This is a genomic window from Bacillus sp. JK62 (genome assembly GCF_053663455.1).
In genome coordinates this window covers 486,818-509,293 of sequence record NZ_JBSJQA010000006.1, presented here as the reverse complement: position 1 = coordinate 509,293, position 22,476 = coordinate 486,818, and the positions used below count along the sequence as shown (strand labels likewise).

The following is a 22,476-nucleotide window of genomic DNA, read 5'->3' as shown; positions in this document are numbered from 1 at the left end:
TGTTTAAGGGGGGAGACCGCTAACATGAGCAGTGAACTATTAGATGCTCTCACTATTCTTGAAAAAGAAAAAGGCATCAGTAAAGACATTATCATCGAAGCAATTGAAGCTGCCTTAATTTCCGCGTATAAGCGAAATTTTAACCAGGCGCAAAACGTACGGGTCGATCTGAACCGTGAGACGGGCACGATCCGCGTGTTCGCAAGAAAGGATGTCGTAGACGAGGTATACGATTCAAGACTTGAAATCTCGCTTGACGACGCCCAGCACATCCATCCGAACTACCTTGTCGGAGATGTCGTTGAAATAGAAGTAACGCCGAAAGACTTCGGCCGCATTGCTGCGCAGACGGCGAAACAAGTGGTGACGCAGCGTGTCCGTGAAGCTGAGCGCGGCGTGATTTACTCAGAATTTATCGATCGTGAAGAAGACATCATGACGGGAATTGTACAGCGCTTAGACAGCAAGTTTATTTACGTGTCTCTCGGCAAGATTGAAGCGCTGCTGCCCGTCAATGAACAAATGCCGAATGAGAGCTATAAACCGCACGATCGGATTAAAGTATTTATCACAAAAGTCGAAAAAACGACAAAAGGGCCGCAGATCTATGTATCAAGAACGCATCCTGGCCTGTTGAAGCGTCTTTTTGAAATCGAAGTGCCGGAAATTTATGACGGAACGGTCGAACTGAAATCTGTTGCCAGAGAAGCGGGCGACCGCTCTAAAATCTCCGTCCGCACTGATGACCCTGACGTTGATCCGGTCGGTTCATGCGTTGGTCCTAAAGGCCAGCGGGTGCAGGCGATCGTCAATGAACTGAAAGGCGAAAAAATTGATATCGTCAACTGGTCTGATGATCCGGTTGAATTTGTTGCCAATGCGCTCAGCCCGTCTAAAGTGCTGGATGTCATCGTCAGCGAAGAAGAAAAAGCCACGACTGTCATCGTTCCTGATTACCAGCTTTCTCTGGCAATCGGAAAAAGAGGGCAAAACGCCCGCTTAGCCGCGAAATTGACAGGCTGGAAAATCGATATCAAAAGTGAAACGGATGCAAGAGACCTTGGCATCTATCCGAGAGAGCATGAAGAAGATGACGATTTAGAGCCGCTCTTTATGGAGCCTGAAACAGCCGAATCGGATGAATAAGAGGTGACTTTAGGTGAATAAGCGAAAAAAAATTCCTCTGCGCAAATGCGTGGTAACGGGGGAAATGAAGCCTAAAAAGGAACTGATCCGAATTGTCCGTTCTAAAGAAGGAGAGATTTCAGTCGATCCGACCGGAAAGAAGAACGGGCGGGGTGCCTATATCACCCTTGAGAAAGAATGCATCTTAGCTGCGAAAAAGAAAAACACATTGCAAAATCAATTTCAATCACAAATCGATGACCAGATTTTCGAAGAATTGCTGGAACTGGCGGAAAAGGTGAAAAAATAACATGTCTGGAATGGAATGGTTTCCCTTGCTGGGTCTGGCCAATCGAGCTCGTAAGGTCGTGTCGGGCGAGGACTTGGTTATAAAAGAAATTAGAAATGCGCGTGCAAAACTTGTTCTGCTGACAGAAGATGCATCTGCGAATACTGCAAAAAAAGTATCCGATAAATGCAATTATTATAAAGTGCCTTATAAAAAAGTCGAAAGCCGCGCGGATCTCGGCCGCTCTATCGGCAAGGAATCACGTGTCGTTGTCGCCGTCACTGACCAAGGTTTTGCGAATAAGCTGATCAGCTTGCTCGATTAATATTTTTGGGGGTGAACGAATGGCTAAAATGAGAGTTTACGAATATGCAAAAGCCATCAATGTTTCAAGCAAGGAAATTTTGACTGCGCTGAAAAACATGGATATAGTAGTAAATAACCATATGGCAATGCTTGAAGAAAAGACCATTAAGCAGCTTGATGCGAAATTTAAAAAAGGCGGCGCCGGCGTTACATCTCAGAAGCCTGCGGAAACGAACAAAAACAAGCCGCAAGGGATTAATCAGCAGCCTGCTGGGAATCAACCAAACAAAATTCGAGACGGAAAGAAGAATGACGTGCAGAATAATCAATTTAACAAAAACAAGAAGAACAACAACAACAAAAACAAAAACAAACGCAATCATAACAACAAAAATCAGTATCAGCAAAAACCGCTGAAACCGAAAAAAGAGCTTCCTGAGAAAATTACGTTTTCCGGCTCTTTAACAGTCGGGGCCTTAGCCGAAGAACTTGGCAAAGAACCGTCTGAACTCATTAAAAAACTGATGCTTCTGGGCGTAATGGCTACGATTAACCAGGAGCTTGACAAAGACACAATCGAACTGATCGCATCTGAATACGGTGTGGAAACAGAAGAAGTGATTGTGCTCGAAGAAACTGAGCTTGAAAAGTATGAAGAGGCTGACAAAGAAGAAGATCTTCAAATCCGTCCGCCTGTCGTGACGATCATGGGCCACGTTGACCACGGGAAAACGACCCTTCTTGACAGCATCAGAAAAACAAAGGTTGTTGAAGGTGAAGCCGGCGGAATCACCCAGCATATCGGGGCGTACCAGATCGAAGAAAACGGCAAAAAAATCACGTTCTTAGATACTCCGGGACACGCGGCGTTCACAACAATGCGTGCGCGCGGTGCGGAAGTAACTGATATTACCATTTTAGTCGTAGCGGCTGATGACGGCGTTATGCCGCAAACAGTCGAAGCCATCAACCATGCGAAAGCGGCTGAGGTTCCGATTATCGTTGCCGTGAATAAAGTGGATAAAGAAAGCGCGAACCCTGACCGTGTCATGCAGGAGCTGACTGAATACGGACTCGTTCCTGAAGCATGGGGAGGAGAAACGATTTTCGTTCCTCTGTCCGCTCTTACAGGCAAGGGAATAGACGAGCTTGTCGAAATGATTCTGCTTGTCAGTGAAGTGGAAGAGCTGAAAGCCAATCCGAACCGTCAGGCAAAAGGAACGGTTATTGAAGCTGAGCTCGATAAAGGAAGAGGATCTGTCGCGACACTTCTCGTTCAAACGGGAACATTGCATGTCGGAGATCCGATCGTTGTCGGAAATACATTCGGCCGCGTGCGGGCCATGGTCAATGATCTCGGCCGCCGCGTGAAAACAGCCGGACCGTCCACACCTGTAGAAATCACGGGCTTAAACGACGTACCGCAGGCTGGCGATCAATTCCTCGTCTTTAAAGATGAAAAAACAGCCCGTTCTGTCGGTGAAGCACGCGCTTCCAAGCAACTGGAAGAACAGCGCAGCGACAAAGCGAAGCTGAGCCTCGATGATCTGTTTGAACAAATTAAACAAGGCGATGTCAAAGACATCAATTTAATCGTAAAAGCTGACGTTCAAGGTTCAGCCGAAGCGTTAACAGCCGCTCTTCAAAAAATTGAAGTAGAAGGCGTAAAAGTGAAAATCATTCACACAGGCGTCGGTGCGATTACGGAATCAGACATCATTCTCGCATCTGCTTCAAATGCAATCGTTATCGGGTTTAATGTGCGCCCAGACGGAAATGCTAAGAGCACGGCTGAAGCTGAAAATGTAGATATCCGTCTTCACCGTATCATTTACAAAGTCATCGAAGAAATTGAAGCGGCGATGAAAGGTATGCTTGATCCTGAATACGAAGAAAAAGTCATCGGTCAGGTTGAAGTGCGCCAAACATTCAAAGTGTCGAAAATCGGCACGATTGCCGGCGGATATGTAACAGACGGCCACATTACACGTGACAGCGGACTCCGCCTGATCCGTGACGGCGTGGTCATCTTCGAAGGGGAAGTAGACGTTCTGAAACGCTTCAAAGATGATGTGAAAGAAGTTTCACAAGGATATGAATGTGGTATAACGATTAAGAAATACAATGACATTCGCGAAGGCGACGTCCTTGAAGCGTATGTCATGCAGGAAATCGAAAGAAAGTGATCGGATTTGCGGAATGTGAATGCATCATTTATGATGCGGGATCATTAAAGGAGAAACGAGCCGTTCTGAAGCGGATTATAACGAGGGTTCAGAATAAGTTCAACGTGTCGGCCGCAGAAATCGGCTATCAGGACACTTGGCAGCGGACCAGCTTCGGAATCGCCGTCGTCTCCTCCTCTCACGTTCAGGCGGAAAAGGAGATCCAGCGTGTACTCGCGTTTATTGACTCCTTTCCCGAGATAGAACGGACGATCACTAGAACAGAGTGGTTTTAACTTAGAGGTGATTGAATTGAGTATGAGAGCAAACCGTGTCGGCGAGCAGATGAAAAAAGAGCTCGGGGATATTATCAGCCGAAAGCTGAAAGACCCGAGAATCGGATTTCTCACTGTAACAGACGTACGTGTTTCAGGTGATTTACAAATAGCGAAGGTGTATATCTCCGTCCTCGGCGGAGAGAAAAAGAAAGAGGAGGCGCTGAAAGGGCTTGAGAAAGCGAAAGGATTTATCCGTTCCGAAATCGGCAGCCGAATCAGACTCCGCAAAACGCCTGAGCTTGAATTTGAATTTGATGAATCAATTGAGTACGGCAATCGTATTGAAACATTGATTCACGAACTGCATTCAGATAAACCGTCTGAATAACGGGAAAGAGGATGGGCGAGTGTCGTCTGTCCTCTTTTCTGCGTTTTACGGGATACAATTGATAACAAAGGAGCGAAAGACAGATGGTTAACGGAGTTCTCCTTTTACATAAACCGGTCGGCATGACTTCTCACGACTGTGTAATGAAAATAAGAAAACTGTTAAAAACAAAGAAAGTCGGGCATACGGGAACCCTTGATCCGGAAGTGTCAGGCGTACTGCCGATCTGTGTCGGACGGGCTACAAAGATCGTTGAGTACGTCACCGACAAGTCAAAAACGTACGATGCTGAGATCACTCTCGGTTTCTCCACATCGACCGAAGACCAGACGGGAGAAACGGTCAGCGTAAAACCTGTCAGGGAGCCGCTGAAAGAAGCGGATATCAAAGCCGTTTTAGACGAATTGAAGGGACCGCAGGAGCAAGTGCCGCCGATGTATTCCGCGGTAAAGGTCAACGGGAAAAAGCTCTATGAATACGCCAGAGCGGGTATTGAAGTGGAGCGGCCGAAGCGGAATATCACGATTGAAGATATCGCGCTCACTTCCCCTGTCACTTATAACGAAGACACAGCATCATTCCGCTTTACAGTCACGTGCTCAAAAGGCACTTACGTCAGAACGTTGGCGGTGACAATCGGTGAAAAACTCGGCTATCCTGCGCATATGTCGCATCTCATCCGCACTGCTTCCGGCGATTTCAGCCTTGATGAATGTTTCACGTTTGAGGAACTTGAACAGCAGGTTTCGGACGGAACGGTTGCAGAGCATGCCGTGCCGATCGATAGAGCGCTCAATCATTTGCCGAAATGGGTCATAAGTGATACATTAGCTAAGAAAGCTGAAAACGGGTCAGTGTTTGACATCCCGGCGGAATTTTCTGCAATGACAGCTGACGCCCGTATAGCGGTCTGTACTGAAGACGGAGAATGTGTGGCCATTTATATGCCGCATCCTTCAAAAAAAGGACTGCTGAAACCGGCTAAAGTGCTCATGCAAAAAAGCGAACAATAAGAAAAAAGGTGACCGTTCTGTGAAGACGATACATATTTCTCATCCGCATCATTTACAAAAAGAAGAGCAGCCGGCGTCTGTCATGGCGCTCGGCTACTTTGACGGCGTTCATTTGGGACACCGGAAAGTAATCGGAACAGCCAGACAAATTGCCGAAGAAAAAGGCCTGTCGCTGGCCGTTATGACGTTTCATCCCCACCCTTCCCATGTGTTGGGCAGGGACAAAGAGCCAAAGGATCTGATTACGCCGCTTGAAGATAAAATCAGCCAGATCGGGCGTTTAGGCGCTGATGTGCTGTATGTCGTAAAGTTTGATGAAGCGTTTGCGTCTCTGTCTCCAAAACAGTTTGCCGAGGAGTATATTTTAGGGTTGAACGCGCGGCACGCTGTGGGAGGCTTCGATTTTACGTACGGAAAATACGGAAAAGGCACGATGGAGACGCTGCCGGACGATTTAAACGGCAAGGCCGGATGCACGACTGTTGAGAAACAGACCGAGCAGGACAGAAAGATCAGCTCCACTTATATCCGGTCAGCGCTGCAGGATGGTGACGTTGAACTTGCGCACACTCTTCTCGGCCAGCCGTATTTTATCCGGGGCACTGTGATTCACGGAGACAAAAGAGGCCGCACCATCGGTTTTCCGACCGCGAATGTCGGCCTGCACAACAGCTATATCGTGCCGCCGACAGGCGTGTATGCAGTGAAAGCCGAAATAAAAGGCGAGGTGTATGAAGGCGTCTGCAACATCGGCTACAAACCGACCTTTTATGAAAAGCGTCCCGATCAGCCGTCAATTGAAGTTCATTTGTTTAATTTTCAACAGGATGTATACGGAGAAGACGTTAAAATCGAGTGGTACAAACGAATCCGAAGCGAACGGAAGTTTAACGGCATCGATGAACTGACGGCTCAGATCGGGAAAGACAAACAAGAAGCGATCCGTTTTTTCAGCAAATAACGGAAAAAACATCAAAAGTACACAAATTTTATTCTAAAAGATTTGCATATGGGCGCGATTTTTAGTATCATATGTTTCGTAGTCTTAAAACCATTGCTTGGCAATCCGAAGTCACCGACGGTTGCTAGGTAACTGGGGCTAATTATGATATGGAGGTGAAACAGGATGGCAATTACTCAAGAGCGTAAAAATCAACTCATCAGCGAGTTCAAAACACACGAATCTGATACTGGTTCTCCAGAAGTTCAGATCGCTATCCTAACAGACTCAATTAACAACTTGAACGAGCATTTGCGTACTCACAAGAAAGATCACCACTCACGTCGCGGTCTTCTTAAAATGGTAGGTAAACGTCGTAATCTTCTTACGTATCTGCGTAATAAAGACGTAACTCGTTACCGTGAGTTAATTAACAAACTAGGCTTACGTCGATAATCGTAAAAAGCGGGAGGATTCCCGCTTTTTTATCGTATTAAAGCGAAAAAAATAATAATAAAAAAACAATGAAATCCTTTTACATACTACTTTGACATTGATATGTTCAATTCATTTCGTTCATAATAGGAGTAATTGATTATTTCACACATTAAGAGAGGAGCTCGTAATCGAATGGGACAAGAGAAACATGTCTTTACCATAGATTGGGCCGGCAGACAGCTTACAGTAGAAGCCGGCCAGCTTGCCAAACAGGCAAACGGCGCTGTCATGGTCCGCTACGGCGATACTGCAGTGCTCAGCACAGCAACCGCATCAAAAGAACCGAAACCGCTAGATTTTTTCCCGCTTACCGTTAACTATGAAGAAAGATTATACGCAGTAGGTAAAATTCCGGGCGGTTTTATTAAAAGAGAAGGCCGTCCAAGTGAAAAGGCCGTTTTAGCCAGCCGTCTGATCGACCGTCCGATCCGCCCGCTTTTCGCAGACGGATTCCGTAACGAAGTACAGGTCATCAGCATTGTCATGAGTGTTGATCAGGACTGCTCATCTGAAATGGCTGCAATGTTCGGTTCATCACTCGCTCTTTGCGTTTCCGATATCCCGTTTGAAGGCCCGATCGCGGGTGTGACGGTAGGCCGCATTGAGGGGAAATTCGTCATCAATCCGACGGTTGACCAGCTTGAAAAAAGTGATATCAACCTCATCGTTGCGGGCACAAAAGATGCCATCAACATGGTGGAAGCCGGAGCGGATGAAGTTCCTGAAGAAATCATGCTTGAGGCGATAATGTTCGGTCACGAAGAAATTAAGCGCCTGATCGCATTCCAAGAAGAAATCGTCGCAGCAGTCGGCAAAGAGAAAACAGAGATCGAACTGTATGAAATTGACGAAGAGCTCAGCGCAAAAGTAAAAAGCCTTGCGGAGCCGGATCTGCTCAGCGCCATTCAGGTTCACGAAAAACATGCTCGCGAAGACGCGATCAATGAAGTGAAAAATGCAGTTGTCGCGAAATTCGAAGAAGAAGAGCATGATGAAGATACGATTAAAAAAGTGAAACAGACACTGTCTAAACTCGTGAAAAACGAAGTGCGCCGTTTGATCACAGAAGAAAAAGTCCGTCCGGACGGCCGCGGCGTTGATCAAATCCGCCCGCTTTCTTCAGAAGTCGGCCTTCTGCCGAGAACACACGGATCCGGGCTGTTTACGAGAGGACAGACGCAGGCGCTCAGCGTATGTACATTAGGAGCCCTTGGAGACGTTCAGATTCTTGACGGTTTAGGCGTGGAAGAGTCAAAACGCTTTATGCATCATTATAACTTCCCGCAGTTCAGCGTAGGGGAGACAGGCCCGATGCGCGGACCGGGACGCCGTGAGATCGGTCACGGTGCTCTTGGAGAGCGTGCGCTTGAGCCGGTCATTCCGAATGAAAAAGACTTCCCGTATACGGTCCGCCTCGTATCTGAAGTGCTTGAATCAAACGGTTCCACTTCACAGGCCAGCATCTGCGCAAGTACGCTTGCCATGATGGACGCAGGTGTTCCGATTAAAGCCCCTGTTGCAGGTATCGCGATGGGACTTGTGAAATCAGGCGAGTACTATACGGTATTAACCGATATTCAAGGAATGGAAGACGCCCTCGGTGACATGGACTTTAAAGTAGCCGGCACGGAAAAAGGCGTGACAGCGCTGCAAATGGACATTAAAATTGAAGGCCTTTCAAGAGAAATTCTTGAAGAAGCGCTTCAGCAGGCGAAAAAAGGAAGAATGGAAATCTTGGACAGCATGCTCAGCACGCTTGGTGAATCAAGAAAAGAACTTTCTCAATATGCGCCGAAAATTTTAACGATGACCATTAATCCGGATAAAATCCGTGACGTTATCGGACCGAGCGGTAAACAAATCAACAAAATCATTGAAGATACCGGTGTTAAAATTGACATTGAACAAGACGGCACCATCTTTATTTCTTCTACTGATGAAAGCAGCAACCAAAAAGCGAAAAAAATCATCGAAGATCTTGTCAGAGAAGTCGAAGTCGGCCAACTTTACCTCGGTAAAGTGAAACGGATTGAGAAATTCGGCGCTTTTGTTGAAATCTTCAGCGGAAAAGACGGTCTCGTTCACATCTCTGAACTAGCGCTCGAACGGGTCGGCAAGGTTGAGGATGTTGTGAAAATCGGTGACGAAATCCTTGTGAAGGTAACTGAAATTGACAAACAGGGACGAGTGAATCTGTCGCGTAAAGCAGTGCTGCGCGAAGAGAAAGAAAAAGAACAGGAACAACAACAATCTTAAATGAAAACCTAACAAGGAGCCTGGGAGACCCGGCTTCTTTATTTTGAGAAAGACAACAGACGGGTTCTACCTTGTCCTCCTCATACATAATGTGTGATGAGGGGGGAAGGACATGTTGAAAAAATTCGTGCCGTTTGCCGTTTTTTTATTTCTTTTTTTTGTTTCGTTTGAAATGTTAAAAAACCCGTATACAGTTGATTACATAGACGCAATGAAAAAAGACGCGGTAACTGTGTCAGCATCAAAAGATCCGCTCTATGAAGAATTACTGCAAAAAGCGTCAGAGTATGAAGTGAAGCCGCAAGACGCGCGGATTGATAAAATATGGAAGAGTATACCGGGATATAACGGTTTAAAAGTCAATGTGGAAAAATCCTATAAACAAATGAAAAAGGACGGAGAATTTCACGAAGACGACCTTGTCTATGAGCAGGTAAAGCCGAAAGTCCATCTTGATTCTCTCGCGCCCGAACCCATTTATAAAGGAAATCCCGACAAACCGATGGTCGCTTTCCTGATAAATGTCGCCTGGGGAAATGAATACGTGGAGCAAATGCTGCCTATTCTGAAGCAGCACCAGGTCAAAGCAACTTTCTTTCTTGAAGGGAAATGGCTGAAAAACAATCAGGAACTGGGGAAAAAAATAGCGGCAGACGGACATGAAATCGGAAATCATTCATACAATCACCCTGATATGAGCAAACTGACTTCAGGAAGCATTTCCGAACAGCTTGACAAAACCAATGCACAAATCAGCGAGACGCTCGGCATGAAGCCGAAATGGTTTGCGCCGCCAAGCGGCAGCTTCAGAAAAGCCGTGGTCGACCTTGCGGCGGAAAAAGGAATGGGCACCATCATGTGGACCGTTGACACCATTGACTGGCAAAAACCGTCTCCCGCTGTTTTACAAACAAGGGTGTTGAGCAAAATACATAACGGAGCCATGATTTTAATGCATCCGACTGATCCGACTGCGAAAAGCCTGGATACACTGATTGCAAAAATCAAAGAAAAAGGCTACGCGCTCGGCTCAGTGTCTGACTTAATGGATGAAAACAGGCTGATGAAGTAGCAGGCGGCAGTTGCCTGTCTTTGAATAGGAGGAACAGACTTGATAAAACGCTATACATGCCAAAACGGTGTAAGAGTTGTGCTTGAAAATAATCCAACGGTGCGGTCTGTGGCAATCGGCGTCTGGATCGGGACGGGATCACGTCATGAAACGCCGGAGACAAACGGTATTTCGCACTTTCTTGAGCATATGTTTTTTAAAGGAACAAATACCAGGTCCGCACGTGAAATCGCAGAATCCTTCGATCGGATAGGCGGCCAAGTGAATGCCTTCACTTCAAAAGAATATACGTGCTATTACGCCAAAGTGCTGGATGAGCATGCAAACTACGCACTTGATGTGCTGGCTGATATGTTCTTTCATTCTGCTTTTGACGAAGATGAGCTCAAAAAAGAAAAGAACGTCGTATATGAAGAAATCAAAATGTATGAAGACGCGCCGGATGACATTGTCCACGATCTGCTGAGCAAAGCGACATACGGCAATCATTCGCTCGGATACCCGATTCTCGGGACGGAGGAAACGCTTTCATCGTTTAACGGCGATTCTCTCAGACAGCATATGGATGACTTTTACACGCCGGACCGCGTCGTCATTTCTGTCGCCGGAAATGTAACGGAACAATTCATTAAAGACGTGGAGAAATGGTTCGGTACATACGAAGCGAAGGGCAAAGCAAGCGGCATCAGCGAGCCTGAGTTTCATTATGAAAAGCTGACCAGAAAAAAAGACACCGAACAGGCGCATCTCTGTCTCGGTTTCAAAGGCCTGAAAGTCGGAGATCCGGACATTTACGATTTGATCGTCTTAAACAACGTGCTTGGCGGAAGCATGAGCAGCCGTCTTTTTCAGGATGTGCGCGAAGATAAAGGACTGGCCTATTCTGTATACAGCTATCACAGTTCCTATGAAGACAGCGGTATGCTGACGATTTACGGAGGCACCGGCGCGAATCAGCTCGGACTTCTGTCTGAAACCATTCAGGAAACGTTATCGGTTCTAAAACGTGACGGTATCACTCCGAAAGAGCTGGAAAACAGCAAAGAGCAAATGAAGGGGAGCTTAATGCTCAGCTTAGAAAGCACAAACAGCAAAATGAGCCGGAACGGGAAAAACGAACTCCTGCTCGGAAAGCATAAGACCATGGATGAAATTATCGCTGAATTAAATGCGGTCAGCCTGGAAAGCGTCAACGGTCTCAGCCGCCGCTTATTTACGGATGATTACGCACTATCGCTCATCAGCCCGACCGGCAATATACCGGCCTCGTCTTAAGCTGCAAAGCAGTCTGCCTCTGTACGGGGCAGGCATTTTTTTTTGCTCCGGGTCATATAGTACAAGGGGGTGGCTATCATGAGGCTCAGTGAACTGTCAGGTAAAGAAATTGTGGACATTAAACGTGCAGAGCGGCTCGGCGTGCTCGGCCAGACCGATTTGGAAATTAATGAACAGGACGGACAAATTACCGCGCTGTTGATACCGACGGTAAAATGGTTCGGACTGCGAAAACAAGGCCACGACATCCGCGTCCCCTGGAACCATATCCAAAAAATCGGGTCAGACATGATCATTTTAGACGTTCCGGGGGAGATCACGCCTCCCGAAGAGTAGATCTTATTCATTTTTTGCAAGCACCGGCTCATACAGCCGGTGCTTTTTTCATGAAAAAGACGCTGTACATTCACCGCCCTTTCTCTTTGCACATACGATGAAGAGGAGGATGACACTTAAAAGATCCAGTAACTGTAAAGAAGGTGAACGTTTCAGATGTTAACCGGATTAACAATTGCGATCATTGGCGGTGACGCAAGACAGCTTGAGATTATAAGAAAGCTGACAGAACAGCATGCCGATATTTATCTTGCAGGGTTTGACCAATTGGATGACGGTTTTACAGGAACCGTCAAATGCAAAATTGATGAGATTCCCTTTCAAAAAATAGACAGTATCATCCTGCCTGTATCGGCAACGACCGGAGAAGGCGTTGTTTCCACGGTTTTTTCAAATGAAGAAGTGGTATTAAAGCAGAGCTATCTTGAGCGGACACCGGAGCATTGCGTCATTTATTCAGGCATCTCCAATGCATATCTTGAGGGGATCGCCAGCGAAGCCGGCCGTAAGCTTGTGAAATTATTTGAGCGGGACGACATCGCGATATTCAACTCGATTCCCACTGTTGAAGGAACAATCATGATGGCGATTCAGCATACGGATTATACCATTCACGGATCAAATGTCGCCGTTCTCGGCATGGGGCGCACCGGTATGACGATCGCCCGGACGTTTGCAGCGTTAGGGGCGAAAGTAAAAGTGGGCGCGCGGAGTTCGGCTCATTTAGCCCGTATATCGGAAATGGGGCTTTCTCCTTTTCAACTTGAAGAGCTTACTGAACATGTAAATGATATTGATATCTGCATTAACACCGTACCGAGCTTGATTCTGAATCAAAGCGTTTTATCGCGCATGACGCCGAAGACCTTGATTTTGGATTTAGCATCCCGTCCGGGCGGAACGGATTTCAAATATGCTGAAAAACAAGGCATTAAAGCGCTGCTTGCTCCGGGTCTTCCGGGAATTGTGGCCCCGAAAACAGCCGGACAGATTATTGCGAACGTATTGAGCAAGCTTTTGGCAGACTTAAAGAAAGAGGGGAAATAGCCATGTCTCTGAAAGGGAAAAGAATCGGATTCGGATTAACCGGCTCGCATTGCACATATGAGGAAGTTTTTCCGCAAATAGAGGCGCTTATCAGTCAAGGAGCTGAAGTCCGGCCGGTCGTGACGTCAACCGTTCAATCGACCGATACCCGCTTTGGGGAGGGGGGAGATTGGGTCAGAAAAATTGAAGAAGCAACAGGCTTTGAGGCGATTGATTCCATCGTAAAAGCGGAGCCTCTCGGGCCGAAACTTCCGCTCGACTGCATGGTCATCGCCCCTTTAACCGGAAATTCAATGAGCAAACTCGCAAATGCGATGACTGACAGCCCCGTCCTTATGGCTGCGAAAGCCACGATCCGCAACGGCCGGCCGGTCGTGCTCGGAATTTCAACAAATGACGGACTCGGTTTAAACGGAACGAATTTAATGAGGCTGATGTCCGCAAAAAACATATATTTCATCCCGTTCGGCCAGGATGACCACGTGAAAAAACCGACATCGCTCGTCGCCAGAATGGATCTCCTTCCGATTACGGTAGAAAAAGCTCTTTTGCACCAGCAGGTTCAGCCGGTGCTCGTACACCATCATGAATAAAAAATCATGATGACAGAAAATCATTCCGGAATAAAAAAATTCGGTCAATCCGTGACTATTCTATGGTAAAATAAAACGTAAAATGCAAAGTCAATTCAACAAATGATGCTTAATTGGCGGAAGGAGTTTTACAGATGGGAAGAGGATTACACGTAGCAGTTGTCGGAGCGACGGGAGCCGTAGGACAGCAAATGCTGAAAACACTGGAAGACAGAAACTTTGAAATCGAAACACTCACACTACTATCCTCAAAGCGTTCTGCTGGTACGAAAGTAACGTTTAAAGGCGAAGAATATACAGTGCAGGAAGCTGTTCCTGAAAGCTTCGAAGGCGTTCATATCGCGTTATTCAGCGCTGGCGGAAGCGTATCACAAAGCTTGGCGCCTGAGGCTGTAAAACGGGGAGCCATCGTGATTGACAATACGAGCGCATTCCGTATGGACGAAAATACACCGCTCGTGGTGCCTGAGGTGAACGAAGGTGATCTGCACAAACATAACGGCATTATCGCCAACCCTAACTGTTCAACGATTCAGATGGTGGCTGCGCTTGAACCGATCCGCAAAGCGTACGGTTTGAAAAAAGTCATTGTATCTACTTACCAAGCTGTGTCCGGAGCCGGCAATGAAGCGGCGAAAGAATTGTACAGCCAGACAAAGGCGATTTTAAACAATGAACCCGCAGAACCGTCCATTATGCCGGTTAAAGGCGACAAAAAGCATTATCAAATCGCATTTAACGCCATTCCGCAAATTGATAAATTCCAAGACAACGGCTATACGTTTGAGGAAATGAAAATGATTAATGAAACGAAAAAAATCATGCATATGCCGAAGCTGGAAGTGGCTGCGACATGTGTCAGACTGCCGATTGAAACAGGGCACTCAGAATCTGTTTACATTGAGCTTGACCGTGATGACGCAACCGTTGAAGATATTAAACAGCTTTTAAAAGAAGCTCCGGGTGTTACGCTTCAGGATGATCCGGCGGAGCAGCTTTACCCGATGCCTGCTGATTGCGTCGGCAAACGCGATGTATTTGTAGGAAGAATCCGGAAAGATTTGGACAGAGCAAACGGTTTTCATTTGTGGGTTGTTTCTGATAACCTGTTAAAAGGCGCCGCTTGGAACTCAGTTCAAATCGCGGAAAGCCTGCAAAAACTGAACCTCGTATAAAACAAACGTATTTTCTATAGGCGAACAGAAGAGAGTAAGGCTCTGCCTGCTCTCTTCTGTTACGTAGACTAATTTGGAGTGAAAATAGTGAAGATCATTGTTCAAAAATTCGGCGGAACATCCGTAAAAGATGACAAAGGCCGCAAGCTTGCGCTAGCACACATTAAAGATGCCATAAGTGAAGGTTATAAGGTTGTCGTTGTCGTATCGGCGATGGGAAGAAAAGGAGACCCGTACGCGACAGATTCTTTAATCGGGCTCCTTTACGGCAGCCAGTCCGACATTTCTCCGAGAGAGCAGGATATGCTTCTGTCTTGCGGAGAAACGATTTCGTCCGTTGTTTTTTCCAGCATGCTGAAGGAAAACGGCATAAAAGCCGCAGCTTTAACAGGAGCCCAGGCCGGCTTTTTAACCAATGCCCAGCATACTGACGCCAAAATTATAGAAATGAAAACAGAGCGGCTTTTCGCTGCACTCGCCAGCCATGATGCCGTCGTTGTCGCAGGGTTTCAGGGAGCGACTGAAAAAGGCGACACGACGACGATCGGCAGAGGAGGAAGCGATACATCAGCGGCGGCGCTCGGCGCGGCGGTTGATGCTGAGTTTATCGACATTTTTACGGACGTGGAAGGCGTTATGACAGCCGATCCGAGAATCGTGGAAAATGCTAAGCCGCTTCCGAATGTCACATATACGGAAATCTGCAACCTTGCTTATCAAGGCGCGAAAGTCATTCATCCGCGCGCGGTGGAAATCGCCATGCAGGCAAAGGTGCCGATCCGCGTGCGCTCCACTTATTCAAAAGACAAAGGCACTTTGGTGACGTCCCATCATTCGTCTAACGTCGGCAGCGATGTATTCGAACGGCTGATTACAGGGATCGCCCATGTGAAAGATGTGACGCAATTTAAGGTTCCCGCCAAAATGGGGCAATACAACGTTCAGACTGAAGTCTTTAAAGCAATGGCAAATGCCGGAATCAGCGTAGATTTCTTTAACATTACGCCGAGTGAAATCGTATATACCGTAGCCGGCAGTAAAACGGAAGCCGCGCGCAGCATTTTGGCTGAATTAGGATATGAACCGACAGTGACGGAAAGCTGTGCGAAAGTGTCAGCGGTCGGCGCCGGAATAATGGGTGTTCCGGGTGTCACGTCAAAAATCGTCTCCGCACTTTCTGATAAAGGCATTCCGATTCTGCAATCTGCCGACAGCCATACGACGATCTGGGTGCTCGTTCATGAAAAAGATATGGTAACGGCCGTAAATGCGCTGCATGAAGTGTTTGAACTTTCAAAGTAAATGTGATTGAATCATGATGAGGTGAAAAAAATGAATGTCGGAAATATATCTACAGCGATGATTACCCCCTTTGACAGTAAAGGGAATGTAGACTTTCAAAAACTGTCTACATTAATCGACTATTTGTTGAAAAACGGCACGGATTCTTTAGTCGTCGCAGGCACGACCGGCGAATCCCCGACACTTTCAACGGAAGAAAAAATTGCACTCTTTGAATTTACAGTCAAAGAAGTGAACGGACGCGTGCCTGTTATTGCGGGTACGGGAAGCAACAATACGAAAGACTCCATTAAACTGACAAAAAAAGCTGAAGAAGCCGGCGTCGATTGCGTTATGCTTGTCACGCCGTATTATAATAAGCCTTCCCAAGAGGGGATGTACCGTCATTTTAAAGCCATAGCTGAAGAAACGTCTCTTCCTGTGATGCTTTACAACGTGCCGGGCAGAACGGTCGCTTCGCTTGCGCCGGAAACGGCCATCAGACTTGCGGAGATTCCGAATATCTCTGCGATTAAAGAAGCGAGCGGCGATCTTGATGCCATTACGAAAATCATTGCCGAAACACCGGAAGATTTTTACGTCTATTCAGGTGATGACGGGTTAACGCTTCCTATTCTTGCAGTCGGCGGAAGAGGAGTCGTGTCAGTGGCCAGCCATATTGTGGGTTCTGACATGCAGCAGATGATTAAAAACTATACGAACGGGCAGACGGCAACCGCGGCACTGATTCATCAGAAGCTTCTGCCGATCATGAAGGAGCTCTTTAAAGCGCCTAATCCGGCTCCGGTCAAAACGGCGCTGCAGCTGAAAGGCCTTGATGTCGGATCTGTGCGTCTTCCTCTTATCCCGCTGAATGAAGATGAACGTCTGAGCCTGAGCAGCGTCATCAGCGAACTGTAAGAAAAAATTTATACAGTTGAAATACGCGGTCATTCTCATTTTTATCGTGAGTTTGACCGTTTTGTATACATATTGGTTTTCCCTAAACCTTCCGCTTCTTCTTGTTTTCTAAAATTGATATCAGTTATAATAGGAACAAGTGATGATGGACGGGTATGAGACTAGGAGGATACAGATTTTGAAAAAGAAAAATACAGAAAACGTCAGAATTATCGCCCTTGGCGGCGTCGGAGAAATTGGGAAGAACCTATATGTCATTGAAATTGACTCAGACATATTTGTAGTGGATGCAGGTCTGATGCACCCTGAAAATGAAATGCTCGGTATTGATGTCGTCATTCCGGATATTTCCTACTTAGTAGAACGGGCTGACCGCGTGAAGGCCATCTTTCTGACACACGGGCACGATGAAAACATCGGGGGCGTCTTTTATTTATTGAACAAGCTGTCGGTGCCGGTATACGGAACGAAGCTTACGCTTGCATTACTGAGAGAAAAACTCAAGCAGTACGGGCATAATCGAAAAGCTGATTTACGTGAAGTTCACTCTAAATCAGTCATTACATTTGAATCAACGAAAGTATCGTTCTTTAAAACGATCCACAGTATTCCGGATTCAGTGGGAGTCAGCTTCAAAACATCACTTGGCTCTATTGTATGCACGGGAGACTTCAAATTTGACCAGACGCCTGCTTATCATCAATCATGTGATATTGGCGAAATTGCCAAAATCGGAAACAGCGGCGTGCTCGCCCTGCTTTCTGACAGCGCCAATGCGGAGCGCCCGGGGTATACTCCGTCAGAAGCATATGTAAGCGGTGAAATTTCCGATGCGATGAACAATTCAGAAAACCGTGTCATCATTGCTGTATTCGCGTCTAATATCAACCGGATCCAGCAAGTGATACAGGCTGCCGTCCAGAACGGCCGCAAACTTGCAATCGCCGGAAAAAATCTGCAAAACGTGCTTCAGCTTGGACGCAAGCTCGGCTATATTGAAGCCGAAGATGAAATGTTTATTCCTGTGCAAGATGTGAAAAAATATCCGAAGCGGGACGTGGCAATTGTTACAGCCGGAAGTCATGGTGAGCCGCTGGCCGCTCTTACGCGAATGGCCAAGCAGGCGCACAAGCAGCTTAACATTGAAGAAGGAGACACCGTTGTCATTGCATCAACACCGATTCCGGGGCATGAATTGATATATTCCAAAACCGTCAACCTGCTTGCCCGCGCCGGCGCTCAAGTCATTTTCGCCCAAAAACGAGTGCATGTGTCCGGTCACGGTTCGCAGGAAGAATTGAAACTCATGCTTAATTTGCTGAAACCGAAATATTTAATTCCGGTTAACGGTGAATTCAGAATGCAAAAAGCGCATTCCAAAATCGCAGAAGAGATCGGCATGAAACGCAGCGATATTTTCTTGATTGAAAAAGGTGACGTCGTTGAATTCCGCGGCCAGAATGTGAAAATCGGGGATAAAGTCACATACGGAAACGTTCTGATTGACGGCCTCGGAGTCGGCGACATCGGCAACATCGTGCTGAGAGACCGCCGCTTATTGTCACAAGACGGCATTCTCATCGTCGTGATTTCACTCGATAAGCAGAAGAAGAACCTTGTTTCAGGCCCTGAGATCATTACGCGCGGTTTCGTGTATGTCAGAGAATCAGAGGGGTTAATTGTACAAGCTACTGAGCTCGTCCGCTCTATCGTGACTGAAGCGACGGAAACATCTGCCGTAGAATGGTCCACGCTGAAACAAGCAATGCGTGATGCGCTGAATCAATTCCTTTATGAAAAAACAAAACGCAAGCCGATGATCATTCCGATCATTATGGAAGTATAATGTATACAAAGCCGGAGCGCATCATGCTCCGGCTTTGTTTTTGTTCATGTCCCGGATGGAAATCATCATCTTTGTTCATAATACAAAGAGACATTCGGAAAGGGTGAAAGATAAAATGGATCATCGTATGGAAAACACCGAGGAACAGCAGCCCGAAAAATCAGATGCGAAAGACAGCATTATGAGCAAAATTCAGCAGCTGGGAGAGACATCTCTGCCGCAAATGTCCCAAGATACCAATATTCACTGCCTGACGATCATCGGCCAAATTGAGGGGCACGTCCAGCTCCCGCCGCAAAATAAAACAACCAAATATGAACATGTCATTCCGCAAATCGTCGCCATTGAGCAAAATCCGAAAATCGAAGGACTTCTGATCATCTTAAACACCGTCGGAGGCGATGTGGAAGCGGGGCTTGCGATTGCGGAAATGCTCGCATCCTTATCAAAACCGACCGTCTCAATCGTACTCGGCGGGGGCCACTCCATAGGTGTGCCGATCGCCGTGTCATGTGATCATAGTTTTATCGCGGAGACAGCGACAATGACCATTCACCCCGTTCGGCTTACAGGTCTGGTTATCGGTGTTCCGCAAACGTTTGAATACCTGGATAAAATGCAGGAGCGGGTTGTCAACTTTGTGACCCATCATTCAAATATTTCCGAAGAAAAATTCAAAGAGCTGATGTTTTCAAAAGGAAACTTAACCAGGGACATCGGAACGAACGTAGTCGGCAAAGATGCGGCTGATTACGGACTAATTGATGACGTGGGCGGCGTCGGACAGGCGATAAAAAAGCTGAATCAGCTGATTGAGGAACGAAAGGGCGAGGAAGGAAGGATGATTCAATGATCCTTTATACCGTCATGCCCCAAGAAGTCGTTTACGGTCAGGATATAGAGCAAAGCGTGCATGAACAGGTAGATTACGCCGGTGTGCCGCTGCTAGTTGAGATGAAGGGAAATGAAGCTGAAGTCGTACAGATTTTAAGTACGAACCCGATGGATTTTCTGAATCCGGACATCGCTCCGGGACAAAAAATCAAGCTGAAAATCTAACCGGCATTCAGTCCGCTTCTCGGGGGCAAAATATGCTATAATAGGGGAATCCTACAGAAAAATGCAGCCGGCAAAAGGCTGCTTTTCTTCATGATGTATGATTTTACATTTTTTAACGCAGTAAGGTGATGAGTGTGGCAAAGAAAAAACGGAAATCTAAAAAGAAACAAGAGAGTAAGCTCAATCTAAAATACGAACTAAGCGGACTGCTCTGTGTTGCAATCTCGATTATTGCTGTTTTGCAGCTCGGCGTTGTGGGACAGACATTTGTGTACTTGTTCCGTTTTTTTGCCGGAGAGTGGTTTATTTTATGCTTAATTGCGCTCTTCCTTCTCGGAATTTCGCTGTTTTGGAAAAAGAAGAGTCCAAGCCTTTTAACGAGAAGAAAGGCGGGGTTGTACTGTATTATCGCCAGTATTTTGCTGCTGTCTCACGTGCAGCTCTTTAAAAATCTGTCTCATCACGGGTCGATTCGGTCGGCAAGTGTCATCGGCAACACGTGGGAGCTGTTTATGATTGACATGAAACAGCAGGCTGCTTCCCCTGATTTGGGCGGCGGCATGATCGGCGCGGTACTGTTTGCAGCTTCCCACTTTTTATTTGCATCAACGGGTTCACAGATCATGGCGATCGTGCTGATCTTAATGGGGCTGATTCTTGTAACGGGGCGTTCACTGCAGGAAACGCTCAAAAAGTGGACGAGCCCCGTCGGCCGGTTTATCCGCGGCCAATGGCAGGCATTTCTTGAGGATATGAAGACGGTCAGAACGAATATGTCTTCGCCGAAAACAAAAACCAAATCGGGCAAAAAACAAAAACGGGTTCAAAAGAAAAAAGAAATGCCTGAGCCCGAAGAAGAGGATGAGGAAATCATTTCGCCGATCATCCATTCAGAGCCGATTATTTCAAGCTTTTCAGACCGTCAGGAAGAACGCGTCGAACCGCTGATTCCGGAAAAAACGCAGGAGACGGCGCAAGCGGCAAAAGATGAGCCTTCCGGCGGCGCTCAAGACAGTGACGAAACGGCTGCCGCTCCGCCGATGACGTTTACAGAGCTTGAAAATAAAGATTATCAAATGCCTTCATTGGATATTCTGGCTGACCCGAAACATACCGGCCAGCAGACCGATAAGAAAAACATTTACGAGAATGCAAGAAAACTCGAACGGACTTTTCAAAGCTTCGGGGTAAAGGCGAAAGTGACCCAAGTTCATCTCGGCCCGGCGGTCACAAAATATGAGGTGTATCCGGACGTCGGGGTCAAAGTCAGTAAAATCGTGAATCTGAGCGATGACCTCGCGCTCGCGCTTGCCGCCAAGGATATCCGGATAGAAGCGCCGATTCCGGGTAAATCAGCAATCGGCATCGAGGTGCCCAATGCTGAAGTTGCGATGGTTTCGTTAAAAGAAGTGCTTGAATCCAAGCTCAATGACAAGCCGGACGCGAAGCTTCTGATCGGCTTGGGACGAAATATTTCCGGGGAAGCCGTGCTTGCCGAACTGAACAAAATGCCCCACCTGCTCGTAGCGGGGGCAACGGGAAGCGGAAAAAGCGTCTGTGTCAACGGTATTATTACGAGCATTCTGATGAGGGCCAAACCGCATGAAGTGAAGATGATGATGATTGACCCGAAAATGGTTGAGCTGAATGTGTATAACGGCATTCCTCATCTGCTTGCGCCAGTCGTGACAGATCCGAAAAAGGCCTCGCAGGCTTTGAAAAAGGTCGTCAATGAGATGGAGCGCCGCTATGAGCTGTTCTCCCATACGGGTACGAGAAATATAGAAGGCTATAACGACCATATTAAGCGGTCAAATGCCGAAGAAGAAGTCAAGCAGCCTGAGCTGCCGTACATCGTCGTCATCGTTGACGAGCTTGCCGATCTGATGATGGTCGCTTCGTCCGACGTGGAAGATTCAATTACGAGACTTTCACAGATGGCGCGGGCGGCGGGAATTCATTTGATTATCGCGACTCAGCGGCCTTCAGTTGACGTTATTACCGGTGTTATTAAAGCCAACATTCCGTCAAGAATTGCCTTCAGTGTTTCATCTCAGACCGATTCACGGACAATTTTAGACATGGGCGGCGCTGAAAAGCTTCTGGGGCGCGGAGACATGCTGTTTCTGCCTGTAGGCGCGAATAAGCCTGTCCGGGTCCAGGGAGCATTTTTATCGGATGAAGAGGTTGAGCATGTCGTCGATCATGTGATTACGCAGCAAAAAGCGCAGTATCAAGAAGAGATGATTCCGGAAGAAGTGTCGGAAACACACAGTGAAGTAACGGATGATCTCTATGACGAAGCGGTCGATTTGATTATCGGCATGCAGACGGCATCAGTCTCCATGCTTCAAAGGCGGTTCAGAATCGGATATACGAGAGCAGCCCGTCTGATTGACGCAATGGAGGAACGGGGCGTCGTCGGGCCGTATGAAGGAAGCAAACCGAGGGAAGTACTATTATCTAAGGAACAATATGATGAGCTCTCTTCTTAAAAAGGAGAGAGTTTTCACTGAAAATGATATCACCAAAATCATTCCTATTTATTTTTTTATTAAAACATGATATAGTTGTCCCAATTGTTCAATAATTTATGAAAGTGGTTTACGGAGG

22 protein-coding genes are annotated in these 22,476 nt (G+C 46.8%); all 22 read left to right on the top strand.

Annotated features, from left to right (window positions below; translation table 11 throughout):
• Window positions 1–24 precede the first annotated feature (24 nt).
• The 22 genes from nusA to ACWJJ4_RS15685 all read left to right on the top strand — a co-directional run bounded on the left by nusA (window position 25) and on the right by ACWJJ4_RS15685 (window position 22,358).
• Window positions 25–1,146: a transcription termination factor NusA gene (gene nusA, locus ACWJJ4_RS15790; RefSeq protein WP_003154195.1), complete on the top strand. Its 1,122-nt coding sequence runs from the start codon at window positions 25–27 to the stop codon at window positions 1,144–1,146.
• Between the two features lie 13 nt (window positions 1,147–1,159).
• On the top strand, window positions 1,160–1,435 hold the full coding sequence (rulR, locus tag ACWJJ4_RS15785; RefSeq protein WP_003154193.1) for a glucose-induced regulator RulR: 276 nt from the start codon (window positions 1,160–1,162) through the stop codon (window positions 1,433–1,435).
• A gap of 1 nt (window position 1,436) precedes the next feature.
• Window positions 1,437–1,739: a YlxQ family RNA-binding protein gene (locus ACWJJ4_RS15780; protein WP_003154192.1), complete on the top strand. Its 303-nt coding sequence runs from the start codon at window positions 1,437–1,439 to the stop codon at window positions 1,737–1,739.
• Between the two features lie 19 nt (window positions 1,740–1,758).
• Window positions 1,759–3,906, top strand: a complete 2,148-nt coding sequence (gene infB / locus ACWJJ4_RS15775) for a translation initiation factor IF-2 (protein ID WP_015388229.1) — start codon at window positions 1,759–1,761, stop codon at window positions 3,904–3,906.
• Window positions 3,903–4,181: a DUF503 domain-containing protein gene (locus ACWJJ4_RS15770; RefSeq protein ID WP_003154188.1), complete on the top strand. Its 279-nt coding sequence runs from the start codon at window positions 3,903–3,905 to the stop codon at window positions 4,179–4,181. Before infB ends, ACWJJ4_RS15770 begins: the two co-directional genes overlap by 4 nt.
• A gap of 16 nt (window positions 4,182–4,197) precedes the next feature.
• On the top strand, window positions 4,198–4,551 hold the full coding sequence (gene rbfA, locus ACWJJ4_RS15765; RefSeq protein WP_003154185.1) for a 30S ribosome-binding factor RbfA: 354 nt from the start codon (window positions 4,198–4,200) through the stop codon (window positions 4,549–4,551).
• 83 nt (window positions 4,552–4,634) lie between these two features.
• On the top strand, window positions 4,635–5,564 hold the full coding sequence (gene truB, locus ACWJJ4_RS15760) for a tRNA pseudouridine(55) synthase TruB (protein ID WP_069013689.1): 930 nt from the start codon (window positions 4,635–4,637) through the stop codon (window positions 5,562–5,564).
• Window positions 5,565–5,583: 19 nt separating this feature from the next.
• A complete protein-coding gene (gene ribF / locus ACWJJ4_RS15755) occupies window positions 5,584–6,525 on the top strand; it encodes a bifunctional riboflavin kinase/FAD synthetase (protein ID WP_007611467.1) in 942 nt (313 codons plus the stop codon).
• 165 nt (window positions 6,526–6,690) lie between these two features.
• Window positions 6,691–6,960, top strand: a complete 270-nt coding sequence (gene rpsO / locus ACWJJ4_RS15750; RefSeq protein ID WP_003154182.1) for a 30S ribosomal protein S15 — start codon at window positions 6,691–6,693, stop codon at window positions 6,958–6,960.
• Between the two features lie 174 nt (window positions 6,961–7,134).
• The gene (gene pnp / locus ACWJJ4_RS15745) at window positions 7,135–9,258 is read left to right on the top strand and encodes a polyribonucleotide nucleotidyltransferase (protein WP_172614695.1); all 2,124 of its coding nucleotides are present in this window, start codon (window positions 7,135–7,137) and stop codon (window positions 9,256–9,258) included.
• A 112-nt stretch (window positions 9,259–9,370) separates the two neighbouring features.
• A complete protein-coding gene (locus ACWJJ4_RS15740) occupies window positions 9,371–10,330 on the top strand; it encodes a polysaccharide deacetylase family protein (RefSeq protein WP_003154180.1) in 960 nt (319 codons plus the stop codon).
• A 39-nt stretch (window positions 10,331–10,369) separates the two neighbouring features.
• Window positions 10,370–11,605: a M16 family metallopeptidase gene (locus ACWJJ4_RS15735; protein WP_003154178.1), complete on the top strand. Its 1,236-nt coding sequence runs from the start codon at window positions 10,370–10,372 to the stop codon at window positions 11,603–11,605.
• 78 nt (window positions 11,606–11,683) lie between these two features.
• On the top strand, window positions 11,684–11,941 hold the full coding sequence (locus tag ACWJJ4_RS15730; RefSeq protein ID WP_003154176.1) for a YlmC/YmxH family sporulation protein: 258 nt from the start codon (window positions 11,684–11,686) through the stop codon (window positions 11,939–11,941).
• A 156-nt stretch (window positions 11,942–12,097) separates the two neighbouring features.
• Window positions 12,098–12,988: a dipicolinic acid synthetase subunit A gene (gene dpaA, locus ACWJJ4_RS15725; RefSeq protein WP_025851250.1), complete on the top strand. Its 891-nt coding sequence runs from the start codon at window positions 12,098–12,100 to the stop codon at window positions 12,986–12,988.
• 2 nt (window positions 12,989–12,990) lie between these two features.
• Complete coding sequence (dpaB, locus tag ACWJJ4_RS15720; RefSeq protein ID WP_007409809.1) at window positions 12,991–13,581, top strand: dipicolinate synthase subunit B; 591 nt, start codon at window positions 12,991–12,993, stop codon at window positions 13,579–13,581.
• A gap of 134 nt (window positions 13,582–13,715) precedes the next feature.
• The gene (asd, locus tag ACWJJ4_RS15715; protein ID WP_003154169.1) at window positions 13,716–14,756 is read left to right on the top strand and encodes an aspartate-semialdehyde dehydrogenase; all 1,041 of its coding nucleotides are present in this window, start codon (window positions 13,716–13,718) and stop codon (window positions 14,754–14,756) included.
• Between the two features lie 87 nt (window positions 14,757–14,843).
• Entirely contained in the window at window positions 14,844–16,058 is a 1,215-nt protein-coding gene (dapG, locus tag ACWJJ4_RS15710) for an aspartate kinase (protein WP_025649453.1), read from the top strand.
• A gap of 30 nt (window positions 16,059–16,088) precedes the next feature.
• On the top strand, window positions 16,089–16,958 hold the full coding sequence (gene dapA, locus ACWJJ4_RS15705) for a 4-hydroxy-tetrahydrodipicolinate synthase (protein WP_003154166.1): 870 nt from the start codon (window positions 16,089–16,091) through the stop codon (window positions 16,956–16,958).
• A 178-nt stretch (window positions 16,959–17,136) separates the two neighbouring features.
• Window positions 17,137–18,804 (top strand): ribonuclease J2, encoded by a 1,668-nt coding sequence (rnjB, locus tag ACWJJ4_RS15700; protein ID WP_003154163.1) that lies wholly within the window; start codon window positions 17,137–17,139, stop codon window positions 18,802–18,804.
• 115 nt (window positions 18,805–18,919) lie between these two features.
• Window positions 18,920–19,657 carry a ClpP family protease gene (locus tag ACWJJ4_RS15695; RefSeq protein ID WP_025851243.1) on the top strand — a complete coding sequence of 246 codons (738 nt, stop codon included), beginning with the start codon at window positions 18,920–18,922 and terminating at the stop codon, window positions 19,655–19,657.
• A complete protein-coding gene (locus tag ACWJJ4_RS15690; protein WP_003154161.1) occupies window positions 19,654–19,863 on the top strand; it encodes a YlzJ-like family protein in 210 nt (69 codons plus the stop codon). Before ACWJJ4_RS15695 ends, ACWJJ4_RS15690 begins: the two co-directional genes overlap by 4 nt.
• 134 nt (window positions 19,864–19,997) lie before the next feature.
• A complete protein-coding gene (locus ACWJJ4_RS15685) occupies window positions 19,998–22,358 on the top strand; it encodes an FtsK/SpoIIIE family DNA translocase (RefSeq protein WP_025649451.1) in 2,361 nt (786 codons plus the stop codon).
• Window positions 22,359–22,476: the final 118 nt, after the last annotated feature.